Origin of the sequence: Luteimicrobium xylanilyticum (assembly GCF_009429125.1) — a bacterium.
GTDB lineage: Bacteria > Actinomycetota > Actinomycetes > Actinomycetales > Cellulomonadaceae > Luteimicrobium > Luteimicrobium xylanilyticum.
Map to the genome: position 1 here is coordinate 2,411,883 of NZ_CP045529.1, position 21,033 is coordinate 2,432,915.

At 73.1% G+C, this 21,033-nt stretch carries 20 protein-coding genes; 7 read left to right on the forward strand and 13 right to left on the reverse strand.

Features of this window, described 5'->3' with window-relative positions:
* Positions 1 to 48 precede the first annotated feature (48 nt).
* Together KDY119_RS18870 and KDY119_RS10785 are read left to right on the forward strand one after the other, a co-directional pair.
* A complete protein-coding gene (locus KDY119_RS18870; RefSeq protein WP_194174173.1) occupies positions 49 to 501 on the forward strand; it encodes a VOC family protein in 453 nt (150 codons plus the stop codon).
* Between the two features lie 118 nt (positions 502 to 619).
* Positions 620 to 763, forward strand: a complete 144-nt coding sequence (locus tag KDY119_RS10785) for a hypothetical protein (protein ID WP_153022296.1) — start codon at positions 620 to 622, stop codon at positions 761 to 763.
* A 32-nt stretch (positions 764 to 795) separates the two neighbouring features.
* Here KDY119_RS10785 and KDY119_RS10790 read toward each other — a convergent pair whose 3' ends face one another.
* From KDY119_RS10790 to KDY119_RS10825, 8 genes are all read right to left on the reverse strand, one after another.
* The gene (locus KDY119_RS10790; protein ID WP_051136486.1) at positions 796 to 1,647 is read right to left on the reverse strand and encodes a DUF1295 domain-containing protein; all 852 of its coding nucleotides are present in this window, start codon (positions 1,645 to 1,647) and stop codon (positions 796 to 798) included.
* 33 nt (positions 1,648 to 1,680) lie between these two features.
* A complete protein-coding gene (locus KDY119_RS10795) occupies positions 1,681 to 2,979 on the reverse strand; it encodes a deoxyguanosinetriphosphate triphosphohydrolase (RefSeq protein ID WP_407657396.1) in 1,299 nt (432 codons plus the stop codon).
* 34 nt (positions 2,980 to 3,013) lie between these two features.
* The gene (locus KDY119_RS10800; protein ID WP_051136485.1) at positions 3,014 to 3,253 is read right to left on the reverse strand and encodes a hypothetical protein; all 240 of its coding nucleotides are present in this window, start codon (positions 3,251 to 3,253) and stop codon (positions 3,014 to 3,016) included.
* Positions 3,254 to 3,546: 293 nt separating this feature from the next.
* Entirely contained in the window at positions 3,547 to 4,404 is an 858-nt protein-coding gene (locus KDY119_RS10805; protein WP_036950676.1) for a carbohydrate kinase family protein, read from the reverse strand.
* Positions 4,401 to 6,326, reverse strand: a complete 1,926-nt coding sequence (locus tag KDY119_RS10810; protein WP_194174176.1) for a glycoside hydrolase family 13 protein — start codon at positions 6,324 to 6,326, stop codon at positions 4,401 to 4,403. The genes KDY119_RS10805 and KDY119_RS10810 overlap by 4 nt, the downstream gene beginning before the upstream one ends.
* Entirely contained in the window at positions 6,323 to 7,267 is a 945-nt protein-coding gene (locus tag KDY119_RS10815; protein ID WP_083890798.1) for a sugar ABC transporter permease, read from the reverse strand. Before KDY119_RS10815 ends, KDY119_RS10810 begins: the two co-directional genes overlap by 4 nt.
* A 1-nt stretch (position 7,268) precedes the next feature.
* The gene (locus KDY119_RS10820) at positions 7,269 to 8,903 is read right to left on the reverse strand and encodes an ABC transporter permease subunit (RefSeq protein WP_036949693.1); all 1,635 of its coding nucleotides are present in this window, start codon (positions 8,901 to 8,903) and stop codon (positions 7,269 to 7,271) included.
* A gap of 142 nt (positions 8,904 to 9,045) precedes the next feature.
* Positions 9,046 to 10,323 (reverse strand): sugar ABC transporter substrate-binding protein, encoded by a 1,278-nt coding sequence (locus tag KDY119_RS10825; protein WP_036949691.1) that lies wholly within the window; start codon positions 10,321 to 10,323, stop codon positions 9,046 to 9,048.
* Positions 10,324 to 10,574: 251 nt separating this feature from the next.
* Here KDY119_RS10825 and KDY119_RS10830 point away from each other — a divergent pair, with 251 nt between their 5' ends.
* Both KDY119_RS10830 and KDY119_RS10835 read left to right on the forward strand, forming a co-directional pair.
* Entirely contained in the window at positions 10,575 to 11,609 is a 1,035-nt protein-coding gene (locus KDY119_RS10830; RefSeq protein WP_036949688.1) for a LacI family DNA-binding transcriptional regulator, read from the forward strand.
* Positions 11,610 to 11,788: 179 nt separating this feature from the next.
* Positions 11,789 to 13,549 carry a glycoside hydrolase family 13 protein gene (locus tag KDY119_RS10835; RefSeq protein ID WP_036949686.1) on the forward strand — a complete coding sequence of 587 codons (1,761 nt, stop codon included), beginning with the start codon at positions 11,789 to 11,791 and terminating at the stop codon, positions 13,547 to 13,549.
* Between the two features lie 85 nt (positions 13,550 to 13,634).
* Here KDY119_RS10835 and dusB read toward each other — a convergent pair whose 3' ends face one another.
* Genes dusB through KDY119_RS10860 form a run of 5 tightly spaced genes read right to left on the reverse strand, consistent with a single transcriptional unit; the run spans position 13,635 to position 18,601 of the window.
* The gene (dusB, locus tag KDY119_RS10840; protein WP_265576707.1) at positions 13,635 to 14,807 is read right to left on the reverse strand and encodes a tRNA dihydrouridine synthase DusB; all 1,173 of its coding nucleotides are present in this window, start codon (positions 14,805 to 14,807) and stop codon (positions 13,635 to 13,637) included.
* 41 nt (positions 14,808 to 14,848) lie between these two features.
* Positions 14,849 to 15,457 (reverse strand): response regulator transcription factor, encoded by a 609-nt coding sequence (locus tag KDY119_RS10845; protein ID WP_036949678.1) that lies wholly within the window; start codon positions 15,455 to 15,457, stop codon positions 14,849 to 14,851.
* Entirely contained in the window at positions 15,454 to 16,734 is a 1,281-nt protein-coding gene (locus KDY119_RS10850) for a sensor histidine kinase (RefSeq protein WP_148284125.1), read from the reverse strand. Before KDY119_RS10850 ends, KDY119_RS10845 begins: the two co-directional genes overlap by 4 nt.
* 50 nt (positions 16,735 to 16,784) lie before the next feature.
* A complete protein-coding gene (locus KDY119_RS10855) occupies positions 16,785 to 17,597 on the reverse strand; it encodes an ABC transporter permease (protein WP_083890797.1) in 813 nt (270 codons plus the stop codon).
* Positions 17,594 to 18,601 (reverse strand): ABC transporter ATP-binding protein, encoded by a 1,008-nt coding sequence (locus KDY119_RS10860; protein WP_036949676.1) that lies wholly within the window; start codon positions 18,599 to 18,601, stop codon positions 17,594 to 17,596. The genes KDY119_RS10855 and KDY119_RS10860 overlap by 4 nt, the downstream gene beginning before the upstream one ends.
* A 145-nt stretch (positions 18,602 to 18,746) precedes the next feature.
* Between KDY119_RS10860 and KDY119_RS10865 the strand changes: the two genes are divergently transcribed.
* The 3 genes from KDY119_RS10865 (at position 18,747) to KDY119_RS10875 (ending at position 21,032) form a co-directional block, all read left to right on the forward strand.
* A complete protein-coding gene (locus KDY119_RS10865) occupies positions 18,747 to 19,370 on the forward strand; it encodes a SigE family RNA polymerase sigma factor (protein ID WP_083890796.1) in 624 nt (207 codons plus the stop codon).
* The gene (locus KDY119_RS10870) at positions 19,367 to 20,746 is read left to right on the forward strand and encodes a hypothetical protein (protein ID WP_153022297.1); all 1,380 of its coding nucleotides are present in this window, start codon (positions 19,367 to 19,369) and stop codon (positions 20,744 to 20,746) included. The genes KDY119_RS10865 and KDY119_RS10870 overlap by 4 nt, the downstream gene beginning before the upstream one ends.
* A gap of 76 nt (positions 20,747 to 20,822) precedes the next feature.
* Positions 20,823 to 21,032 (forward strand): hypothetical protein, encoded by a 210-nt coding sequence (locus tag KDY119_RS10875; protein WP_153022298.1) that lies wholly within the window; start codon positions 20,823 to 20,825, stop codon positions 21,030 to 21,032.
* The last annotated feature ends 1 nt before the right edge of the window (position 21,033 follow it).

The window sequence follows — 21,033 nt, forward strand, 5'->3', positions numbered from 1 at the left end:
CACACGAGCATGGAGACGTACCGTTCCGACGACGCCGAGGAGACGACCATGCAGAACTCCACCCTGCACCCGAACCTGACTGTGACCGACGCCCGCGCGGCCATCGACTACTACGTGGCGGCGTTCGGCGCCGAGGTGATCGACGAGATCACCGCGGGCGAGACGATCATCCACTCGGACCTGACCCTCGGGGGCTCGACGTTCACGGTCGCGGCGGCGTTCGCCGGCTCGTCGGTGGCGCCCGACCCGGCGGGGTTCGTGCCGGTGTCGTTCACCGTGAACCTGTCCAGCGCCGACGACGTCGACGCGACGTTCGCGCGCGCCGTCGCCGCGGGCGCGACGGCCGTGGCCGAGCCGGCCGACTGGTTCGAGGGCTTCCGGCAGTCCGAGCTGCGCTGCCCGTTCGGTCACCGCTGGTTCTTCGTCCACGTCGCACCCGAGATCACCGCAGCGGACGTCCAGCGGGCGTCCGACGCGTGGATGGCGACCGACGCGAGCTGAGCGGCACGAGAGGTCACGAACGGCACACGGGATCCGTCTCTCCTGCTGTCCGTGACCTCTCGTGTGGGTGTCGTGCGCGAAGATCGCCGGTGCCCCCGTCATCCTCGAAGGAGTCGCCATGTGCGAGCACCCGATCGTCGACCTCGAGCCACGCCGCACCGACTACGGCACCTGGGCGGCCGTCGTCTGGTGGTTCCGCTGCCGGGCCTGCTCGGTGGAGGCGGCGTACGTCGAGTATGAGGACTCGCCGACCCGCGCCTGACGGCCGACGGCCGACGGCCACGCGACCGGCCTTCAGGCGGCAGCAGCCCGGCGCGGCCACCACGGGACGAGCATCGACGTCCGGCGCCGGTAGTCCGCGTACGCCGGGTACTTGGCCGACGACAGCGACTCGGTGAACCGTGTCGACCCGACGAACAGGCCCGTGAGCGCGACCGCGCCGAGCACCGTCCAGCCCCAGTCCTGACCGCGCGCGACGACGGCGAACAGCCACACGACCCACCACTGCGCCTGCTCGCAGAAGAAGTTGGGGTGGCGCGAGTACCGGAAGAGCCCGGTGTCGAGGAACCCGGGCTCGACGGTCTCGCCCCGGGCCGCGGCGGCGTGCTTGCGGCGGTGGAACGTCCACTGCTGCTGGTCGGCCCACGTCTCTCCCGCCAAGAACAGGACGAAGAGCACGACCAGCAGCACGTCCCATGCGCCGATCGGACGCAGCACACCCGGGGTGACGGACTCGATCGGCGCGTACGCCGTCCAGCCGTAGTCTCCGACGCGGCCCATGCTCCACACCGGGAGCGTGATGGCGACGAGCAGGGCGTTCTGGAAGCCCGAGACGAACAGCGGGAGGAAGAGCTGCCACTGCCACGGCTTCATCCGACGCCGCAGGACGGGCCACCGGTAGTCCTCGGTCCCGCTGTACCCGCCCTTGCGCGCGAAGTTGAACGTGAGGCGCGCACCCCAGCACGTGACGAGGACCGACACGAGCACCGCCCGCGCGTCCCAGCCGCCCGTGCCGGTGAAGATCCAGGCGTAGGCGACGGGCACAACCGACCAGATCCGGTCCACCCAGGACGCGTCGCGCGTGACGACGGCGAGCAGCCAGGTGGCGAGCGTGACACCGAGGGCGGTCCACAGGACGGCGTGCACGGGTCCTCCGAGGGGGTCGAGGGCGGGACCGGGTCAGGCCCGGACGAGTCGTGCGTGGAGCTGCATCGCGGACAGGTCGGTGAGGGACGCGACCTGGTCGACGACGACGCGCAGCCGGGCCGCGTCGTCGGGCGCCGCGTCGAAGTCCTCGGCGAAGTGGGGCTCGAGCGCCGACGGCGCCCGGTCGAGCAGGACGCGCGCGAGGTCGGCGATGATCTCGCGCTGGCGCCGGTACAGCGGCTCCGCCTCGCGGGGCGCCATGACGTACGCGACCGCGACGCCCTTGAGCACGAGGATCTCGGCGGTCGTCTCGTCGGGGACCACGAGCCGCGCGGCGTAGCGGGTGAGGCGCCCTTCGCCGTACGCCTCGCGGGTGGCGTGCTGGGCGGACCGGCTGAAGCGGCCGATGAGCTGGCTGGTGGCGTCCTTGAGGGTCGCGAGCGCGCGGCGGGACCCGTCGAACCCGGTGACGAGGTCACCCGTGGCGAGCAGGCGGTCGAGGGCCGCCTCGAGCGCGGCGGCGTCGAGCTGGCGCCCGTACCAGGCGTGGACGGCCTCGACGACCCGCGTGCGCGCCTCCTCCTCCACGAGCACCGCGAGGTCCAGGCGCCCGCCGACGACGGCGTCCTCGACGTCGTGGACGCTGTAGGCGATGTCGTCGGCGAGGTCCATGACGTCGGCCTCGATGCAGCGCGCGTGGCTGTCGGGACCGCCGGGAACGCCCGCCCGGAGCCACGCGAAGACCTCGCGGTCGTCGTCGTACACGCCGAACTTGGGTGTCGGGGTGCCGTCGGGACGCAGCGGACCCTCCCCCGGGCCCCACGGGTACTTGGTCGCGGCGTCGAGGGTCGCACGCGTCAGGTTGAGGCCCACCGACCGGCCGTCGGGCGCGACGCGCTTCGGCTCCAGCCGGGTGAGGAGGCGCAGGGTCTGGGCGTTGCCCTCGAACCCGCCGATGCCGGCGGCGACCTCGGCGAGCGCGCGCTCGCCGTTGTGCCCGAACGGCGGGTGGCCGAGGTCGTGCGCGAGGCACGCGCTGTCGACGACGTCGGGGTCGCAGCCGAGCGCCTTGCCGAGCTCGCGGCCCACCTGGGCCACCTCGAGCGTGTGGGTGAGGCGGGTGCGGACGAAGTCGTCGGTGCCCGGACCGAGCACCTGCGTCTTGGCGCCGAGGCGGCGCAGCGCGGACGAGTGGACGAGGCGCGCGCGGTCGCGCTCGAAGGCGGTCCGGGCGCTCGACTTGGGGGGCTCGGGGAGCCAGCGCTCCTCGGCGGCGTCGTCGTAGCCCGCCACGGGGGCCCCGGCGGCGGGACGCAGCGGGTTGGTGTGCACGGTCACACCTTAACGACGTCGCCGGTGCGCACCGTCAGATCGGTCGCGGCGGGTTCCGACGGAGGCCTCGGTAGACGCCGGTGCACAGCTCGACCTCCCACGGCGCGGTCTCCGGCATGCCCAGTGCGTGCGCGACCTCGACCTCTGCCTCCACGTCGTACGGCACCCGGACGATCTCCAGGCCGAACGGCCTCTCCTCGGCCGAGCCGAGCTCGCCGGACAGCACGACGTAGCTCGGCACGGGCTCGTCGAGCGGGTTGCCGACGCTCCCCACGTTGAGGAGCGTGCGCCCGTCGCGCTCTTCGACGTAGACCGCGTGGATGTCGCCGTAGCCGACGAGGTCGGGCGTCGGCCCGTCGCCCGCTGAGCACGAGGTCGTGGCTCAGCGGGAGCCCGCCCAGCCAGTCGCGCTGGTCGGGTCGCAGCTCGTCGTGCCACCAGCGCATCCCTGCGCTCGCGTCCGACGGCGTCCGCGGCAGGAAGTCGTCCCAGTTGCCGCGGACGTTCACGGCGCACGCGTCCCGGACCCGGTCGACGGCGGCGAGGCCTGGTCCGCTCACCCGCCCATCATGCCGGAGCGAGGGCCTCGCTCGTCACGACGCGGGCCGCGTGCCGGGCCGCCGCCGCGAGCGCCTCGCGGACGTCGGCGCCGTCGAGGTGCGCGTCGAGGAAGCCGGCGACGAAGCCGTCGCCGGCGCCGTTGGTGTCGACGACCCGCTCGACCGGGACCGCGTCGACCTCGTGCCACCGTCCGGTGGCGTCGAGGGCGGTCGCGCCGTCGGCGCCGTGCGTGCACACGACGAGCCGCGCACCCGCAGCGACGCGCTCGGCCATGAGTTCCCGGTACCCGGACAGCCGCTCGGAGCTGAGGAACAGGTACGTGGCCCCGTCGACCCACGGACGGTGGAACGCGCTCCGGCCGTCCCAGTCGTGGACGTCCGCCCATACCGCGACGCCGCGCCGGGCGGCCTCGCCGAGCAGCGGCTCCGCGTGCGGTGCGAGGTCGACGACGACGGCGCGCGCCTCCTCGAGCGCGGCCAGCGTCCGGTCCCAGCCCGGGTCGGTCGTGGGCGCGTCCGACGGCGCGTGCAGGTACACGGACAGTCGTTCCGACCCCGCTCCCATGAGGTTGAGGTGTCGTTCGGTGGCCCCGTCCGAGGACGGGGCGTCGGCCAGCTCGAGGCCGGGGACGGCGAGCGCGTCTCGCACGGCCCGCCCGGCGTCGTCGTCGCCGAGGACGGTGCGCAGCAGGACGCGGCGGCCGAGTGCGGCAAGGTTGAGGGCCTTGCCCGCGGACGTGCCGCCGACCGTCCGGTACGAGCGGTTCGCGAAGACCGTGTGCAGCACGGCGTCCGGGAGCGCGTCGAGGTGGACGATCTCGTTCCACGACGCCGGCCCGGCGACCAGCACCTCGGGAGCGGTCACGCGAGCCGCCACACGTGCGCGGCGGGTCCGTCGCCCGGCAGCTCGAGCACGCGGTCGGCGCCGGTCCCGGACACCCGGAGCGGCGTGCCTCCGAGCAGCGTCTCGGGGGCCTCGCCGCCGAGGACGGTGCCCGCGGGCAGGTGCGCCCCCGGCCAGGGCGCGCGCGCCACGAGGACGAGCACGCGCTCGTCGGCGGACTCGCGCACGTACGCGACGGCGTCGTCGTCGACCATGACCCAGCGCAGCCCGCCCTCACGGAGCGCGCGGCTCGAGCGCCGGAGGCGGGCGAGCGTCGCGTAGTGCGCGAACGTCGCCTCGTCCCGGTCGCCGGGCCGGTCCCAGGGCATCGGCGTGCGCGACTCCTCGCCGTTGCGGCCCTCGAGGCCCAGCTCGTCGCCCGCGAACACGACCGGCGTGCCCGGGTAGGTGAAGAGCATCGTCGCCGCGGCATGCGCGAGGTCGGCCGATCCGGCGACGGTCCGCAGGCGCGGCGTGTCGTGCGAGGCCAGCATGTTCCACTGCGACCGCGTGACCGCCCACGGCACCGCGGACGCGAACTCCCGCATCGTCGCGACGGTCGCGCGGCCGTCACGGCGGGCGATCGGCCCGGGCAGCTCGAGCGAGCGCACCGCGCCTTGCGGCACCAGCCACGACCACAGCGGCCGCGTGAAGGCGGAGTAGTTCATGACGGCGTGCCAGCCGTCGCCCTGCGCGTCGGCACCGGAGTCGTGGAAGTGCTCCCCGACCAGGAGCGCGTCGGGACGCACCTGCGCCATCGTCGTCCGGATCTCCCGGGCCACGGCGTGCGCGCGGTCCGCGTCGCGGTACCGGCCCGTCATGTTGGCCACGTCGATCCGCCAGCCGTCGAGACCGGCGTCCGGGTCGTCGTCGGACCCCGCGAGCCAGCGCCCGACGACGGAGCCCGGGCCGCGCACCAGGCGGTCCGCGAGGCCCGGCGCGCCGTGGTCGAGCTTCGGCAGGCTCGCGTGGCCGAGCCACCCGACGTGCCCGTCGGGCGTCCAGTAGTAGTAGTCGCGTTCCGGCGAGCGCGGCTCGGCGAGCGCGCGGCGGAACCACTCGTGCCCGACGCCCGTGTGGTTGGTCGTGAGGTCGCCCATGATCCGCATGCCGCGGGCGTGCACGGCGCGGGCCAGGGCGGCGAACGCCTCGTCGCCGCCCAGCAGCGGGTCGACCCGGTCGAACGTCGTCGCGTCGTAGCGGTGGTTGGAGCGACCCGGGAACGTCGGCGTCAGGTACAGGACGTCCACACCGAGCCGCTCGAGGTGGTCGAGGTGCTCCGCGACGCCCCACAGGTCCCCGCCGTAGAGCTGCCGCCCGGCGCCCGGGCCGAAGCCGTCGACAGGGTCGCCCCACGCCCGCGGCTCGGCCCACTCGGGCGCCTCGTGCGCGTCGGCGCGGGCCGACCGCGCGAAACGGTCCGGGAAGACCTGGTAGACGAACGACCCCGTCCCCCACTCCGGCGCCGGCTCGTGGGTGCTGAGCCGGAAGTCCGACACGTCCGGGACGTCGCGCGCCGCGACGCCGCGGCCCGTGAGCCACCGGTGCCCGCCGGGCCGGGTCGAGGGCCCGAGGAAGAAGCGGTAGGAGGTCACGGGGTTGTGCGCGACGACGTCGGCGACGAACCACGTCTCGTGCTCGTCGCGGCGCTCGGGCCGCGCCTGGACGAGGAGCGGCTCGCCGTCCTGCACCACGCGCACCCACACGTCGTCGTCGCCCGGCGCGCCCGGCCCGTGCGGCACCCGGACGCGGACGGGGACGGCGTCGCCGAGCGCGGGCGTGCCCGCGGGGACGTACGCCTCGGAGCCGTCATGGTGCGGGGAGTCCGTCAGCAGGCGCGTCCGTCCGGCGCGACCGCTGCCGACTCCCGCCGGCGCGGACGCGCTCGTGGTCGGGGCGCTCATCCCTTGACCGACCCGGAGGTCAGGCCCCCGACGATGTACTTCTGCAGGAAGAGGAACAGCAGGATCACCGGGATCGCCGCGAGCACCGCGCCCGCCGCGAACAGGCCCCACGGGGCGTTCCGCTCGTCCGACGCCCACTGGTACAGCCCGATCGCGAGCGTGAACTTCGAGTTCGACTGGAGCACGGTGCTCGCGATGAAGAACTCGCCGTAGGTGCTGATGAAGGACAGCAGCCCGACGACCACGAGGATCGGCGTCACGAGCGGCATGATGATCGTCCAGAAGACCTGGGCGTGGCTCGCGCCGTCGATGCGCGCGGCCTCGTCGAGCTCCTTGGGCACCGTGTTGAAGAACCCGTAGAGCAGGAACGTGTTCACGCCGAGCGCCCCGCCCAGGTACACCGCGATCAGGCCGGGGATCGAGTTGAGCCCCAGGACCGGGAACACGTCCTTGAGCTGCAGGAGCAGGAGGAAGATCGCGACCGCGGCGAGCATCTGCGGGAACATCTGGACCAGCAGCAGCCCGGTCAGCGTCGAGCGCCGCCCGCGGAAGCGGTAGCGCGAGAACGCGTACGCGGCCGCGGCACCCATGAGCACGGTGCCGATCGCCGTGACGACGCAGATCACGAGGGAGTTGACCGCCCACCCGCCGAACCCGCGACCGAAGAGCTCCCCGAAGTTGGACAGGCTGACCGTCGAGAAGAGGTCGTTCGAGCCGGTCAGGCTGCCGTTCGGGTTGAGGGCGGCCGAGAGCACGTACAGCAGCGGCAGGACGCAGTAGACGATGACGACGACGCCCACCACGTGGCGCCAGCCGACCTCCTTCCACCAGCGTCGGCCGCGCAGGCGGGTGTCGTTGACGCGTCCCGCGGGCCTGCCGGCGTCGCCGGTGCCGCCAGTGCCGCCGGTGGTCGAGGCGACGGTCGGGTCGATGGCAGCCATGTCAGAGCTCCTCGAGGGTGCGCGTCCGCCGGAAGCCGATCCAGGAGATCACGCCGACGACGATGAAGATGAGGATGGAGACGGCGCTCGCGAGGCCGTAGTCGTTGGAGCCGGTGCCGAAGGCCACCGAGTAGACCATCGAGATGAGGATGTCCGTGCTGCCGACCGGCACGGGCGCCCCGACGAAGTCCGGGCCACCGCCCGTCAGCAGGTAGATGAGCGTGAAGTTGTTGAAGTTGAAGGCGAAGCTCGAGATCAGCAGCGGCGCGACGCTGACCATGAGCAGCGGCAGGGTGATCGAGCGGAACGCTCGCCAGGCTCCGGCGCCGTCCATGCGCGCGGACTCCATGACGTCGCCCGGGATGGACTGCAGCGCGCCCGTGCAGATCAGGAACATGTACGGGAACCCGAGCCAGAGGTTCACGCCGAGCACCGACAGCTTCGCGAGCCACGGGTCGCCGAGCCAGTCGATGTTCGCCCCGCCCAGGAGCACCTGGTTCACGAACCCGAACTTCGAGTTCAGCATGCCGCTCCACACGAGCGCCGCGAGGAAGCCTGGGAACGCGTACGGGAGGATCAGCAGCGACCGGTAGATCTTGCGACCGCGCACCCGCGGGTCGTTGAAGACGAGCGCGAGGAAGAGTCCGAGGAAGAACGTCGTCGCCACCGACAGGAACGCGAACGCGAACGTCCACAGCGTGACCTTGAGGAAGATCCCCGACAGCCGGGAGTCGGTGAACATCGTCGTGAAGTTCTCCCAGCCGACGGTGACCCGCCAGCCCGGCTCGAGCTTCTCGCCCTTGGCCGACACGAAGTTGCCGTGGTCGGACGGCGTGTAGGTGACACCGGTCTTGGTGTTCGTGAACGTGTCCGTCTTCGCGTCGTACTGCATGACGGGTGAGAAGACGTACGCGACCGAGCCGTTCTGGGTGCGCAGGGTGCCGTCACCGGCGTCGTCGGACACCGGCACGGCGAGGGCGGTGACGGCCTCCGCACGCCCCGCGATGTCGGCGAACGAGAGCACGGTCCAGCCCGGCACGGCGGTGACCTTGCCGGCCTGCACGGTCGCGCCGTCGACCGGCGCCAGCGGGTCGTCGGCGGTCCCGACCTCGGCCTTCCCGTCCTGCACGACGGCGAATCCCAGCTCGTCGCCGCGCGTCACCACCGCGACCGGGAAGGCCGGGGAGTCGGGCAGACGCTCCTGGTTCTGGGTCTCGATCGCGGAGATCGCGTCGGACTTGGTCGAGTTGTGCCCGTCGCCGTAGTTCGTGAACGCGATGTACCCCGTGTACGCCATCACGAAGAGCTGGTACACGAGCAGGAAGAGCAGGCCGGGGACCAGGTACTTCGCCGGCACCGCGCGGCGAGAGAAGTACGCCCAGTTGACGACGGCCAGGGCCGCCACGAGGAACGCGACGATCCACCAGCTCTCGACGCCGGCGGCGGCGATGATGCCGTACACGCCGAGGGCGTCGACGAGCCCGACGAGGATCAGCTTGGCGATCCAGCCGGGGCTGAACCGTCGGGCGTGGGACTCCGGGCGCGGGGGGACGGTCGGCCGCGGGGCGGGGCCGTCGCTGCCACCGTCGCCCGGTGCGACGTCCGGGGAGCGGGGGGCGAGCGTCTGCTCGGTCATCGTCGTCTCTTTCGTGCGATGCGTGGGGTCCACCGCCGGGCCGCGCCCGGGACGGCGACGTCGCCGTCCCGGGCGCGGAAGCAGTGAGGATCGTGCGAGACCGGCCGGCCCCGGCCGTGCGGGGCCGGCCGGTCCGCCGGTGTCAGCCCTTCGACTTGTCGATGGCCGCCTGGATGTTCTTGATCATGGTGTCCCACGCGGAGTCCGGGTTCTTGGCCGAGCCGGAGATGATCTGCGCCTCGGTCGTGCCCCAGAAGGCCCACACGGAGTCCATGGCCGGGATCGACGGCATCGGCGTCGTGCCGGCGGCGGCGGTGAAGCCCTTGATGATCGGGTCGTCGACCTTGTCGGCCGCGGCCGTGAGGGCCGGCATGCGCTGACCGGCCGTGTACAGCTCGGTCTGGACGGCCTCGGAGCCGAGGAAGTTCGTCACGAAGTCGTTCGCCACGATCGGGTTCTGCGCCTTGGCGCTGATGAACGCTCCCTGCACGCCCACGAACGGGTTGGACTTCTCGCCACCCGCGCTCGGGACCGGCAGGACGGTGATGTCGAGTCCGGCCTTCTTGAACGCCGGCGTGTTCCACGGGCCCGTGATGATGTACGGCGTCTGGCCCTTGCTGAAGGCGTCGGTGGCCTTCTGCGAGTCGATCGCGGTGTCGAGGACGCCGGCCTTACCGAGCTTGGCGAGATACTCCGCGAACTTGTGCCCGTTGTCGCCGCCCATCGCGATGGTGTCGGTGTAGGAGCCGTCGTCGTTCTGCTTGAAGACGGGTGCGCCGAACGACGTCTGCAGCGGGTACAGGTGGTACGGGTCCCCGTCCTTGCCCTGCTGGACGACGAACGGGTACTTGACCTTGGAGTCCTTGGCCTCGATCTGCTTGCCCTGGGCGATCAGGGCGTCGAGCGAGTCGGGTGTGCTGTCCGCGAGCTTGTTGTTGCGGACGAGCGCGATGTTCTCGATCGCGTAGGGCACGCCGTAGACCTGGCCGTCGTAGGTGAAGGCGGAGACCGTCACGGGCGAGAACTCGCTCGCCTTGTCACCGAGCTCGATCGGCTGCACGGTGCCGTTGGTGACGAGCTGCCCGGTCCAGTCGTGGGCGCCGATGATGATGTCCGGGCCCTGACCGGTCGGCTCCTGCTTGACGAAGTCGGCGCGGATGTCGGCAGACGCCTTCTGGACGACCGAGACCTTGACGCCCGACTGCTGCTGGTACTCCTGGCCCAGCTTCTTGAACACGTCGATGCGGGTCTCGTCGGTCCAGATCGTGAGGGTGCCCGTGAGCTTCGGCGCGTCGGTCGTGGCCGCCGCCGACGGCGTGGAGGGCTTGTCGCCGCTGCCCGAGTCGCCCGACGAGCAGGCGGTGAGCGCGAGGGCGGCGCCGAGGGCGACCGCCGTCGCCGAGAAGATGCTCCGTCGCATCGGTGTGTCTCCCAATCGAGGTCGGTGTGCGGCCGCTCGGCAAGCACACGCCGCCGTCGGCCTCGGATGGCATGACCGTAGGTGACAGGTGCCGGTCTGTGCAACCGCTTGCAGCAACTGGGCTGCCGTCGTTACAGTTTCGTTGCAGTCAAGCGCCCCCCGACGACGGCGGGCCACGTGCGCAGGTCACGAGACCGGCCACATCCCAGCGACGAGGAGGTCCTGTGCGCCGGCCCACTACGCTCGTACCCGTGCGTACCCGTCTTGCAGACCTGGCCCAGCTCGCGGGCGTGAGCACCGCGACGGTCTCGCGCGTCCTGAACGGCAAGGCCAACGTCTCGCGCGAGACCCGCCAGGCCGTGCTCTCGGCGCTCGACCAGCTCGGCTACGAGCGCCCCGAACGGCTCAAGCACCGGTCGGCCGGGCTCATCGGCCTCGTCGTGCCAGAGCTCGTCAACCCGGTGTTCCCCGCCTTCGCCCAGGTCATCGAGGACCACCTCGCGGACGCCGGCTACACCCCCGTGCTGTGCACGCAGTCCCCCGGCGGCACCACCGAGGACGAGTACGTCGAGATCCTCATGGAGCACGGGGTGGACGGCATCGTCTTCGTCTCCGGGCTCCACGCCGACACGCAGGCCGGCCGCGACCGGTACGTGCGACTGCGCGAGCGCGGGATGCCGATCGTCCTCGTGGGCGGCTACGCCGACGGCATCGACGCGCCGTTCGTCTCGGCCGACGACACCCAGGCTGCCGAGCTCGCGGTGCGTCACCTGGTGAGCCTGGGGCACCGCCGGATCGGCCTCGCGGCCGGGCCCACGCGGTTCGTCCCGACGCAGCGCAAGCAGGACGGCTTCGTGCGTGCGCTCGTCCAGCACGGCCTCGCGGCCGACGAGGCCGAGGCGCGCACGCACGTGGTCAACACCCTCTTCACCCTCGAGGGCGGCCAGGCCGCCGCCGACGAGCTGCTCGCGAGCGGGCACACCGCGGTCGTCTGCGCGAGCGACCTCATGGCGCTCGGCGTGACGCGCGCGGTCCGGGCACGCGGGCACTCCGTCCCGGCCGACATGTCCGTCGTCGGCTACGACGACTCGCCCCTCATCGCGTTCACGGACCCGCCGCTGACGACGGTGCGCCAGCCGGTCGCTGCCATGGGACGAGCCGCGGTGGCCGCGCTGCTGACCGAGATCTCCGGCGACCGGGCGCCTCGGAGCGAGCTGCTCTTCCAGCCCGAGCTCGTCGTGCGCGAGTCCACGGGCAGCGCCCCGGTCGCAGCGCCCGTGGGCTGACCGCCCGACCCCGCTCGACACCCGCCGCCCCGACGCGGGGCGGCGGGCGCCGTCGGGCCCGGGTTGACGAGCGGGGGCGAGCCCGTGCAAGGATGCTGCAACGTACATGCGAGTCTTGCCGGAGTGTCCGCTCTGCGAGACACCCCACCTCCCCCGATGATGCGAGGACTGCACCTCCCATGACCCGAATCGATTCGACGACGGCGCCCACGTCCGCGACCGATGCCGTCACCGTGCACGCGGCCGGCGTGGCCGAGGGCAGCTGGTGGCGCGACGCCGTGATCTACCAGGTCTACCCGCGGTCGTTCGCCGACGCGAACGGCGACGGCGTCGGCGACCTGCCCGGCATCACCGCGCACCTCGACCACCTCGTCGAGCTCGGCGTCGACGCGCTCTGGCTCTCGCCGTTCTACCGCTCGCCGCAGAAGGACGCCGGCTACGACGTCGCCGACTACCGCGACGTCGACCCGCTGTTCGGCACGCTCGACGACTTCGACGTACTGCTCGAGGCGGCGCACGCGCGCGGCGTACGGGTCGTCGTCGACCTCGTGCCCAACCACACCTCGGACCAGCACGTCTGGTTCCAGGCCGCGCTCGCCGCGGACGAGGGCTCGCCCGAGCGCGGGCGCTACCTGTTCCGCGAGGGCCGGGGCACGGGTGGCGAGGAGCCGCCGAACAACTGGCAGTCGATCTTCGGCGGGCCTGCCTGGACGCGGACCACCCGGGCCGACGGCACGCCGGGCCAGTGGTACCTGCACCTGTTCGACTCCTCCCAGCCCGACCTCGACTGGTCCAACCCCGAGGTCCGCTCCGAGTTCGAGGACGTCCTGCGGTTCTGGCTCGACCGCGGCGTCGACGGCTTCCGCGTCGACGTCGCGCACGGCATGGTCAAGGCCGACGGGCTGCCCGACTGGGACGGCCACGTCGCGATGGTCGACGGAGCCGACGGGACCGACGGGACCGACGGGACCGACGCTGTGAACGGCTCCGGGAACTCCGGCCCGATGTTCGACCAGGACGGCGTGCACGAGATCTACCGTGCCTGGCGCCGCATCCTCGACTCCTACGACGGCGACCGCGCCATGGTCGCCGAGGCCTGGGTCGAGCCGCTCTCGCGCCTCGCGCGCTACGTGCGCGCCGACGAGATGCATCAGGCGTTCAACTTCTCGTTCCTCGTCGCAGGCTGGGACGCGGCGCGTCTGCGCGGCGTCGTCGAGGCGTCGTTCCGGGCCAACGACGCGGTCGGCGCGCCCACCACCTGGGTGCTGTCCAACCACGACGTCGTCCGGCACGCCTCGCGCCTCGGCCTCGCCGAGCCGGAGCACCGCCCGAACGGCCTCTTCGCGAGCGACCCGCAGCCCGACGCCGAGCTCGGCCTGCGCCGTGCCCGCGCCGCCAGCCTCCTCATGCTCGGCCTGCCCGGCTCGTCCTACGTCTACCAGGGCGAGGAGCTGGGCCTGCCCGACCACACGAGCCTCGACGACGCCGTCCGCCAGGACCCCGCGTTCTTCCGCACCGGCGGCGCCGAGGCGGGTCGCGACGGCTGTCGCATCCCCATGCCGTGGGAGGCGGACGCCCCTGCGTACGGCTTCTCGCCCGACGGCGCGGCCTGGCTCCCGCAGCCGGCGTCGTATGCGGCGCACGCGGCCGACGTCGAGCGCGCCACCCCGGGGTCGACGTTCGACCTCTACCGGACCGCGCTGCGGGTCCGGAAGGCCGAGCACCTCGGCACGGGCGACCTGACCTGGCTCGGCGTCTTCGCCCACGACCCGCACGTCGTCGCGCTGCGCAACCGCGACGTCGTCGTGCTGGCGAACCTGGGTGGGGCCGCGGTCACCCTCCCGGCGGGGGCAGAGATCCTGGTCGCGTCGGGCGAGCTGACGCAGGACGCGGGCGCGACCGCGGTCCCCTCGGACACGACGGTCTGGTACCGCGCCTGACGAGCTCCCCACCCCGCGAAGTAGTACGGCGGCCGGTATACCTCGCGAGGTATACCGGCCGCCGTACTACTTCGCGGGGTCGGGGTCAGCCGCCGGAGACGCTCAGCTCCGCCTCGACGAGCTGCTGGCGGTGCGCGGGCGTGAGCTCGCGCGAGTCCAGCCACCCGTAGGGCAGGTGCGCCGTCTTGGGCGTGCCGGAGCGCCCGCGCGGCCCCTCGGCACCCTCGCCGGGGTACGGCTGGTCGAGGTCGAGCGCGTCGAGGCGCTCACGCAGCTCGGCGAGCGTCGACACGAGCGCGAGCGACGCCCTTGCCTCGCCGCCGACGGCGTACCCCTTGAGGTACCAGGCCATGTGCTTGCGCAGGTCGCGCATGCCCTTGCCCTCGTCCTCCCAGTACTCGACCTGCAGCTCGCCGTGCCGGTAGATGGTGTCGGCGACCTCGCGCAGCCCGGGGCGGAGCCGCACGTCGGATCCGGCGAACGCGGCCGCGAGGTCGGCGAACAGCCAGGGCCGCCCCTGGCACCCGCGCCCGACGACGACGCCGTCGGCGCCCGTCACCTGGACCATGCGGACGGCGTCCTCGGCGGACCAGATGTCGCCGTTGCCGAGCACGGGAATGGTCCGGACGGTCTCCTTGAGGGTCGCGATCGCGGCCCAGTCGGCGGTCCCCGAGTAGTGCTGCTCGACGGTGCGAGCGTGCAGCGCGATGGCCGCCGCCCCTTCCCGCTCGGCGATGCGGCCCGCATCGAGGTAGGTGAGGTGGTCGTCGTCGATGCCCTTGCGGGTCTTGACGGTGACCGGGACGCCGTACGCACCGCCCGCCTCGACGGCGCCCGCGACGATCCGCGTGAAGAGCTCACGCTTCCAGGGCAGGGCGCCGCCGCCACCCCGCTTGGTGACCTTGGGCACCGGGCAGCCGAAGTTGAGGTCGACGTGGTCGGCGAGTCCCTCGGCGGCGAGGATCCGGACGGCGCCCGCGACGGTCGCCGGGTCGACGCCGTACACCTGGGCCGAGCGCGGCGACTCACCCTCGTCGAACGTGACGATGCGCAGGGTGGCCGGGTGCCGCTCGACGAGCGCCCTGCTCGTGACCATCTCCGCGACGTACAGGCCCGCGCCGTGCTCGCGGCACAGCGTCCGGAAGGCCTTGTTCGTCACGCCGGCCATGGGCGCGAGCACGACCGGGGTGTCGATCGTGTGCGGCCCGATGCGCAGCGGGGGCAGCAGCGTGCTGACGGTCGAGGTGGGGGTTGTCACGTCCCCATTCTCCCATCCACCGCCGGACCCTCGGGCACGCGTCAGAGCCAGCCGTTCTCCTGGGCGATCCGGACGGCCTCGGCGCGAGTCCGGGCGCCGGTCTTGCCGATCACCGACGACAGGTAGTTGCGCACCGTCCCCTCGGACAGGAACGCGGCCTTCGCGATCTCGGCGACCGTGCCGCCGCCCGCCGCGTGGAGGAGCACGTCGCGCTCGCGCTCGGTGAGCGGGCTCTCCCCCACCGTGAGCGACTCGACCGCCAGGTCGGGGTCCACGACGCGCAGGCCCGCGTGCACCCGGCGGACCGCGTCCGCGAGCTGCTCGGCAGGGGTGTCCTTGACGACGAACCCGCTGGCGCCCGCGTCGAGCGCGCGGCGGAGATACCCCGGACGGCCGAACGTCGTGACGATGAGCGACCGGCAGTCGGGGTAGCCCTGCCGCAGCGCCGCCGCGGCACCGATGCCGTCGAGTCCCGGCATCTCGACGTCGAGCAGCGCGACGTCGGCGCGCGCGTCACGGGCCGCCGTCACGACCTCGTCGCCACGTCCCACCTGGGCGACCACCTCGAGGTCGGGCTCGAGGTCGAGCAGGGCGGCGAGCGCGCCGCGGACCAGCGCCTGGTCGTCGGCGAGGAGGAGCCTGATCGTCACCGCCCGATCCTCGCACCTGTCGCGCCGCCCGACCGACGCCCCGCGCGCACGGCCAGACGGAACCCGCCGAGCGGGCTCGGTCCCGTCTCGACGGTCGCACCCGCGGCCTCCGCGCGTTCCCGGAGCCCGGCGAGCCCGTGCCCCGGCGCATCCCCCGGGGAGCCGGGGGCCGACGCACGACCGGGTGCGCCGTCGTCGTCGGGGCAGGGCTGCGCGCCGCGACCGTCGTCCTCGACGACGATCCGGTCGGGGGCGAGCGTCACCACGACACGGCCGGCGGCCGCGTGCCGCAGGACGTTCGTGGTGCCCTCGCGCACCGCCCACGCGAACAGCTCGCGCAGGTCCTCCGGGACGGCGTCGACGGCGCCCGGGAGCTGCGCGTCGATGCTCGCCGCGTCGAGGGCGCGGCGAGCCGCGGCGAGCTCGCCCGCGAGCGTGACGTGCCGCGTCGCCGCGACCATGCCCCGCACGTCCGCGAGCGCCGACCGGGCCAGGGACTGGATGTCCGCGACCTCGGCGGCCGCCCGTCCCGGGTCCGCCGCGACGAGCCTCCCCGCGAGCTCGGACTTCACCGAGATCACGGTCAGCGAGTGGCCGAGGACGTCGTGCATGTCGCGGGCGATGCGCTCGCGCTCGCGGGAGACGGCGAGCGCAGCGACCTCCTCCTGGGCCAGCTGGAGCTGATGGTTGCGTTCGACGAGCTGGGCGAAGCCGTACGTCGCGAGGGTCGCGAGGACGAGGGCCGCGACGTTGCCGTCCTCGGGTTCCCAGCCCGGGACGACGCGTGGCAGGACGAGCATGACGACCACGAGGCCCACCGTGACGAGGAGGGCCCGGGGCGTGCGGAGCAGGTAGATCGCCGAGACGCTGATGAACACCGTGCCGACGAGGCCGTGCTCCTGCGCGGCGAGGCACGCGAGCACGACGCCGACGACCTGGATCGCGACGGAGACGAAGCCCCACCGTCGGGCGATCCGGCCCTCCTCCGCGAAGGTGCGCCGCAGGAGGAACACGGACATGACGAACCCGGCTGCGCTGAGCGCGACGCCCACGATGCCGCACCAGCGCAGCAGCGGGTCCGGGTTCGCCCACGACTCGCGGGCCGGCTCGCTGAGGAACACGACCCACACGGCGCCGAACAGCGGCCCGATGAGCCGCCACACGCGGCGTTGCCGGTCCTCCGTGGCGTTCGGGCCCGCGATCGCCTCCGCCACGGCGCGACCCATGACGTGACGGTCGTCGGCGTCGTCGGGCCCGGGGACAAGAGGCACGCTCACGCGACCCACCGTAGTGGTGGGCCGCGTGCGCGCGCCGGAGAACAGGCTGGTCACACGCGCGCCGTGTCCTTGCGGAACCGCCACGCGGCGCCGAGCGCGAAGACGAGCGCCCACCCGACCACGTTCAGGACCGCGAGCCACGAGAAGCCGTCGCCGAGCGGCGCCCGGGTGAGCTCGGCGAGCCCGTAGGTCGGGACGAACTTCGCGACGTCGGCGAACCAGTTGTCCCCGAGGGGGACGAAGAGACCGCCGGCGAAGGACAGGAGGGCGAGCACGGGGCCGAGGATCTGCATGACGTTCTCGGACGGGAGCAGGTAGCCCATGAAGAGACCGAACGCGGCGAACACGAGCGACCCCGCCCAGGCGATGAGCGGCGCGAGGATCCAGGCGTAGAACGGCATGTGCGCCTTGCCGAGCGCGAGGCCCACGCCCATCGTGATGAGCACGGAGACGGCCCCGAGAGTCATGGTCGCGGCGACCTTCGTCACGACGTACGCCCAGGGGCGCAGGGGGGTCAGGCGCAGCTGCCGGGTCCAGCCCTGCGCGCGCTCGACGGACACGCTCGCGCCGCCCGAGGTGGCGGTGAGCAGCGCGCCGTAGAGCGCCATCGAGACGAGGATCCACGCCGTGACGTTGCCGTTGCCCGCCTTCTGGGTGGTGTAGTCGGATGCCGTCCCGAAGATCAGGAAGAACGCCGGCGGCATGATGAGCGAGAAGACCAGGGTGCGGCGGTTGCGCACGAACCGGCGGATCTCGAGCCGCAGGTAGGTCGCGCTCAGACCGCGGCGGGCGGCGGGGGTGCCGATCCGGGTCGGTGCGGGCCGGGCGGGGGTCGGCGCGGAGCCGGTGGCGAGCGTGCTCATCGGAGTGCTCCTTCGGTGGCGGTGACGGGCGCGGCTGTCGGCTCTGTCGGCGCAGCCTGGTTCGGGTGGGCCGAGGTGAGCGCGACGAACGCCTCCTCGAGGTTCTCGGCCGTGACCTCGAGGTCGCGCGCCTTGGTGCGCGTGAGGAGGTAGCGCGCCACCGTGTCGGAGTCCGACGTGCGGACGATGATGCGGTTCCCGCGCTCCTCGACCGAGTCGACGCCGTCGAGCGCCCGGATCGAGTCGAGCACGTGGCCTGGCTCGGCCTCGGCGTCGAGCAGCGCGGTGACCGTGCGACCCGACGCGAGGTTCTTGACCTCGGCCGCGGAGCCGTCGGCGACGATCCGGCCCTGGCTGACGAGGACGATGCGGTCCGCGTAGGCGTCCGCCTCCTCGAGGTAGTGGGTCGCGAACACGACGGTGCGGCCGTGCGCGGCGTCCTGGCGGATCGCCGACCAGAACTCGCGGCGCCCCTCGACGTCCATGCCGGTCGTGGGCTCGTCGAGCAGCAGCAGGTCGGGCTCGGAGACGAGCGCCATCGCGAACCGCAGCCGCTGCTGCTGGCCGCCCGAGCACTTGCCGACCATGCGGTCGGCGATGTCGGCGATGCCGGCCCGCTCGAGGTACGGGAGCGGGGACCCGGCGCGGCCGAACAGCGACGCGGTGAGCTCGACGGTCTCGGCGACCGTGATGTCGCGGAGCAGACCGCCGGTCTGCATGACGGCGGCGACGCGGCCCGCGGCGATCGCGTCCTCCGGGCTGCGGCCGAAGACCTCGAGCGTGCCCGACGACGGCCGCGACAGCCCGAGCACCATGTCGATGGTCGTGGTCTTGCCGGCACCGTTCGGGCCGAGGAACGCGACGACCTCGCCCGGCATGATCGTGAGGTCGATGCCGTTCACGGCACGCACGGTGCCCGACGGCGACGAGAACTGCTTGTGCAGCCCGTGCAGCGCGAGCGCGGGCGTCGTGGGGAGGCTTCGGGGCCCCTGCGGTGTGGTCATGGCACCATCCTGGGCGAACCTGCAGGTCAGCGGCACCGACGACTGTCACGGGCCGCTCATGACATCTGTCACGGCTCGATCCGTGAGGAACGGACGAAGAGGCAACCTTTCCGCGCTGACGCACGTCTTCTACGGTGTGACCACCATGGCGACGCACACCCCACGCTCAGGACGCCCGAGGCGGCAGTCCGGCGGCGTCGCCACCGGCAGCGTCGAGGTCGTCGTGCTCGACGACACGGACGCCGACGACGCCGAGCCCGACCGCCACGGGCGCGACGCCGCGTTCACGGCTTTCGTGGAGCAGAGCTCGCCGACCCTGCTGCGCACCGCGTGGTTCCTGTGCGGGGACGCCCACCGGGCGGAGGAGCTCGTGCAGCACGCCCTCGTCCGGACGTACGCGGCCTGGTCGAGCGCGAGCCGGGGAGACCCGCTGGCCTACGCGCGCCGGGTGCTCATGAACCTCCGGACGGACTCGTGGCGGCGGCGGCGTCGAGAGGTCCTCAGCGCGCCCGAGGACCTCCCCGAGGCGGGCGGCCGGGCGGACGAGCACACCGTCACGCACGACCGCGACGAGCTCGTGCGCGCGCTCGCGCTTCTGACACCACGACAGCGTCGGATCGTGGTGCTCCGGCACCTCGTCGGGCTTTCCGAGGCCGAGGTCGCCGCGGCGCTCGGCGTCAGCGTCGGGACCGTGAAGTCGACGACGCACCGGAGCCTGGCCACGCTGCGAGCGGCGCTGTCGCAGCCCGAGCCGCAGGAGACCCGATGACCGCGTCCGGCCCCGACCCCGCCGACGAGCTCCGTGCCCGCGCCGAGGCAGCGGTACCCCCGATGTCCCTCGATCCTGCCGTCGTCCTGGCGCACGGCCGCCGCCGCGTCCGACGACGCACGGTCACCGCCGGCGTCAGCGGCGTCCTGGCCTGCGCCGCGGTCCTCGCGGTCGTGGCGGGCGGCGTCGTGCGGGACTCTCCCACCCCGCACGGTGCCGTGGCCGCCCCGCCCCCCACCGCGACCGGAACGCCGACGCCGTCTCCGACGAACGCCCCGACGCCCCGCCCGCTCGCACCCGGCGTGGTCGCGGCTGCCGGGCGGCTCTCGGCCGACGAGCTCGGCCAGGTCGACCTCGGAGCCTGGGAGGGCGTGCCCGTCTGGTGGGCGGACGGCGAGCTGCACGTCCAGGCCGACTCGGACGACGCGGTGAGCGCGAGCCGCAGCACCGACGACGCCCGGGTCGAGCTCGTGGCACCCGGACCTGCCCGTCGTGGCGTCTACGCGTGGGGAACATCCCCGCGGGACGACCCGGGCGCCGCACCGTACCTGTGGACGACGGCGCGTCCGACCGGCTCCCCCGGCGAGGGACCGCTCGTCGTCCGGGTTCCGACGTTCACGGTCGCCGGGGGCGCGGGAAGCGGTCCGCAGTGGGCCGCCGGGCTGTTCGGCATCGACGTTGACGTCTCCGACACCCGACAGATCGGGGTCGTGTTCCGGAGCGAGGACGGCACGCTGAGCACGCCCGACTGCCCCGACCTCGCCGCCCGCACCTGCATGGACCCGCTCCCCCCGTCTGTCGCGAACGCCCTCACGACGCTGACCGGCTCGGCCGCCGCGCCGTCGTCGGGCACAGGCAACGGGCACACGACCCTCGACGCACAGGATCGCGAGCTCCGGGAGCGCGCACGCCGGCTCATGGCTTCCATGGCCGACGCGATCGACGACGGGGGCGAGAGCAAGGACGACCCCGGCGTCGGCGCCTCCTGGACGACGCTCGACCACCGGCTCGACACGCTCGTCACCGACGCCGAGACGCAAGGGTTCTCCCGCGGAGACGACGGCGCACGCGTGGTGGAGCTGGGCTTCTTCACCTACCCCGACTTCCTGCACGGGCGGTCGGCCGAGTGGGTCGGCTGGCTCGACGGCGAGCGCGTGACCGTCTCCCTCGAGGGCGAGTCGGGCAGGCTCCGCTACGTCGGGCCGGGTGCCGGCGGCGGGCGGGTCGACGTGCTGCTCCCGTCCGACGGCGCCCGGCTGGTCGACGTCGTGGCGCACGCGTACGACGAGTGCCTGGTGGGTTCGGTGCTGGGCTTCACCGACACGAAGGGCAGGGACCACCACCTCGACCTGCTGACGCGCACCTGGCTCGACTGAGCGCCGCCGCCGCCGTGCGAGGCGTGAACGCGTCAAGCGTTACCAGGGCGCGACGGTCGACGAGGCGATGCGCCTCATGGCCGCGATGGGGGTTCGCGAGCCGCGCGCGCTCACGCCGGCCCATCTGCGCCGACGCGTCACGACGTCGGACGTGCGCTCGTACGCCGAGATCTTCGAGTGGTTGTCTCCCGGCGAGCTGCTGGGCGATCCGCCCGAGACCTGGGCGGCGGACTGGGCAGCCGCCTCGGCGGACCGGTTCGGACCGGTCGCCGCACCGGTGCGCTGAC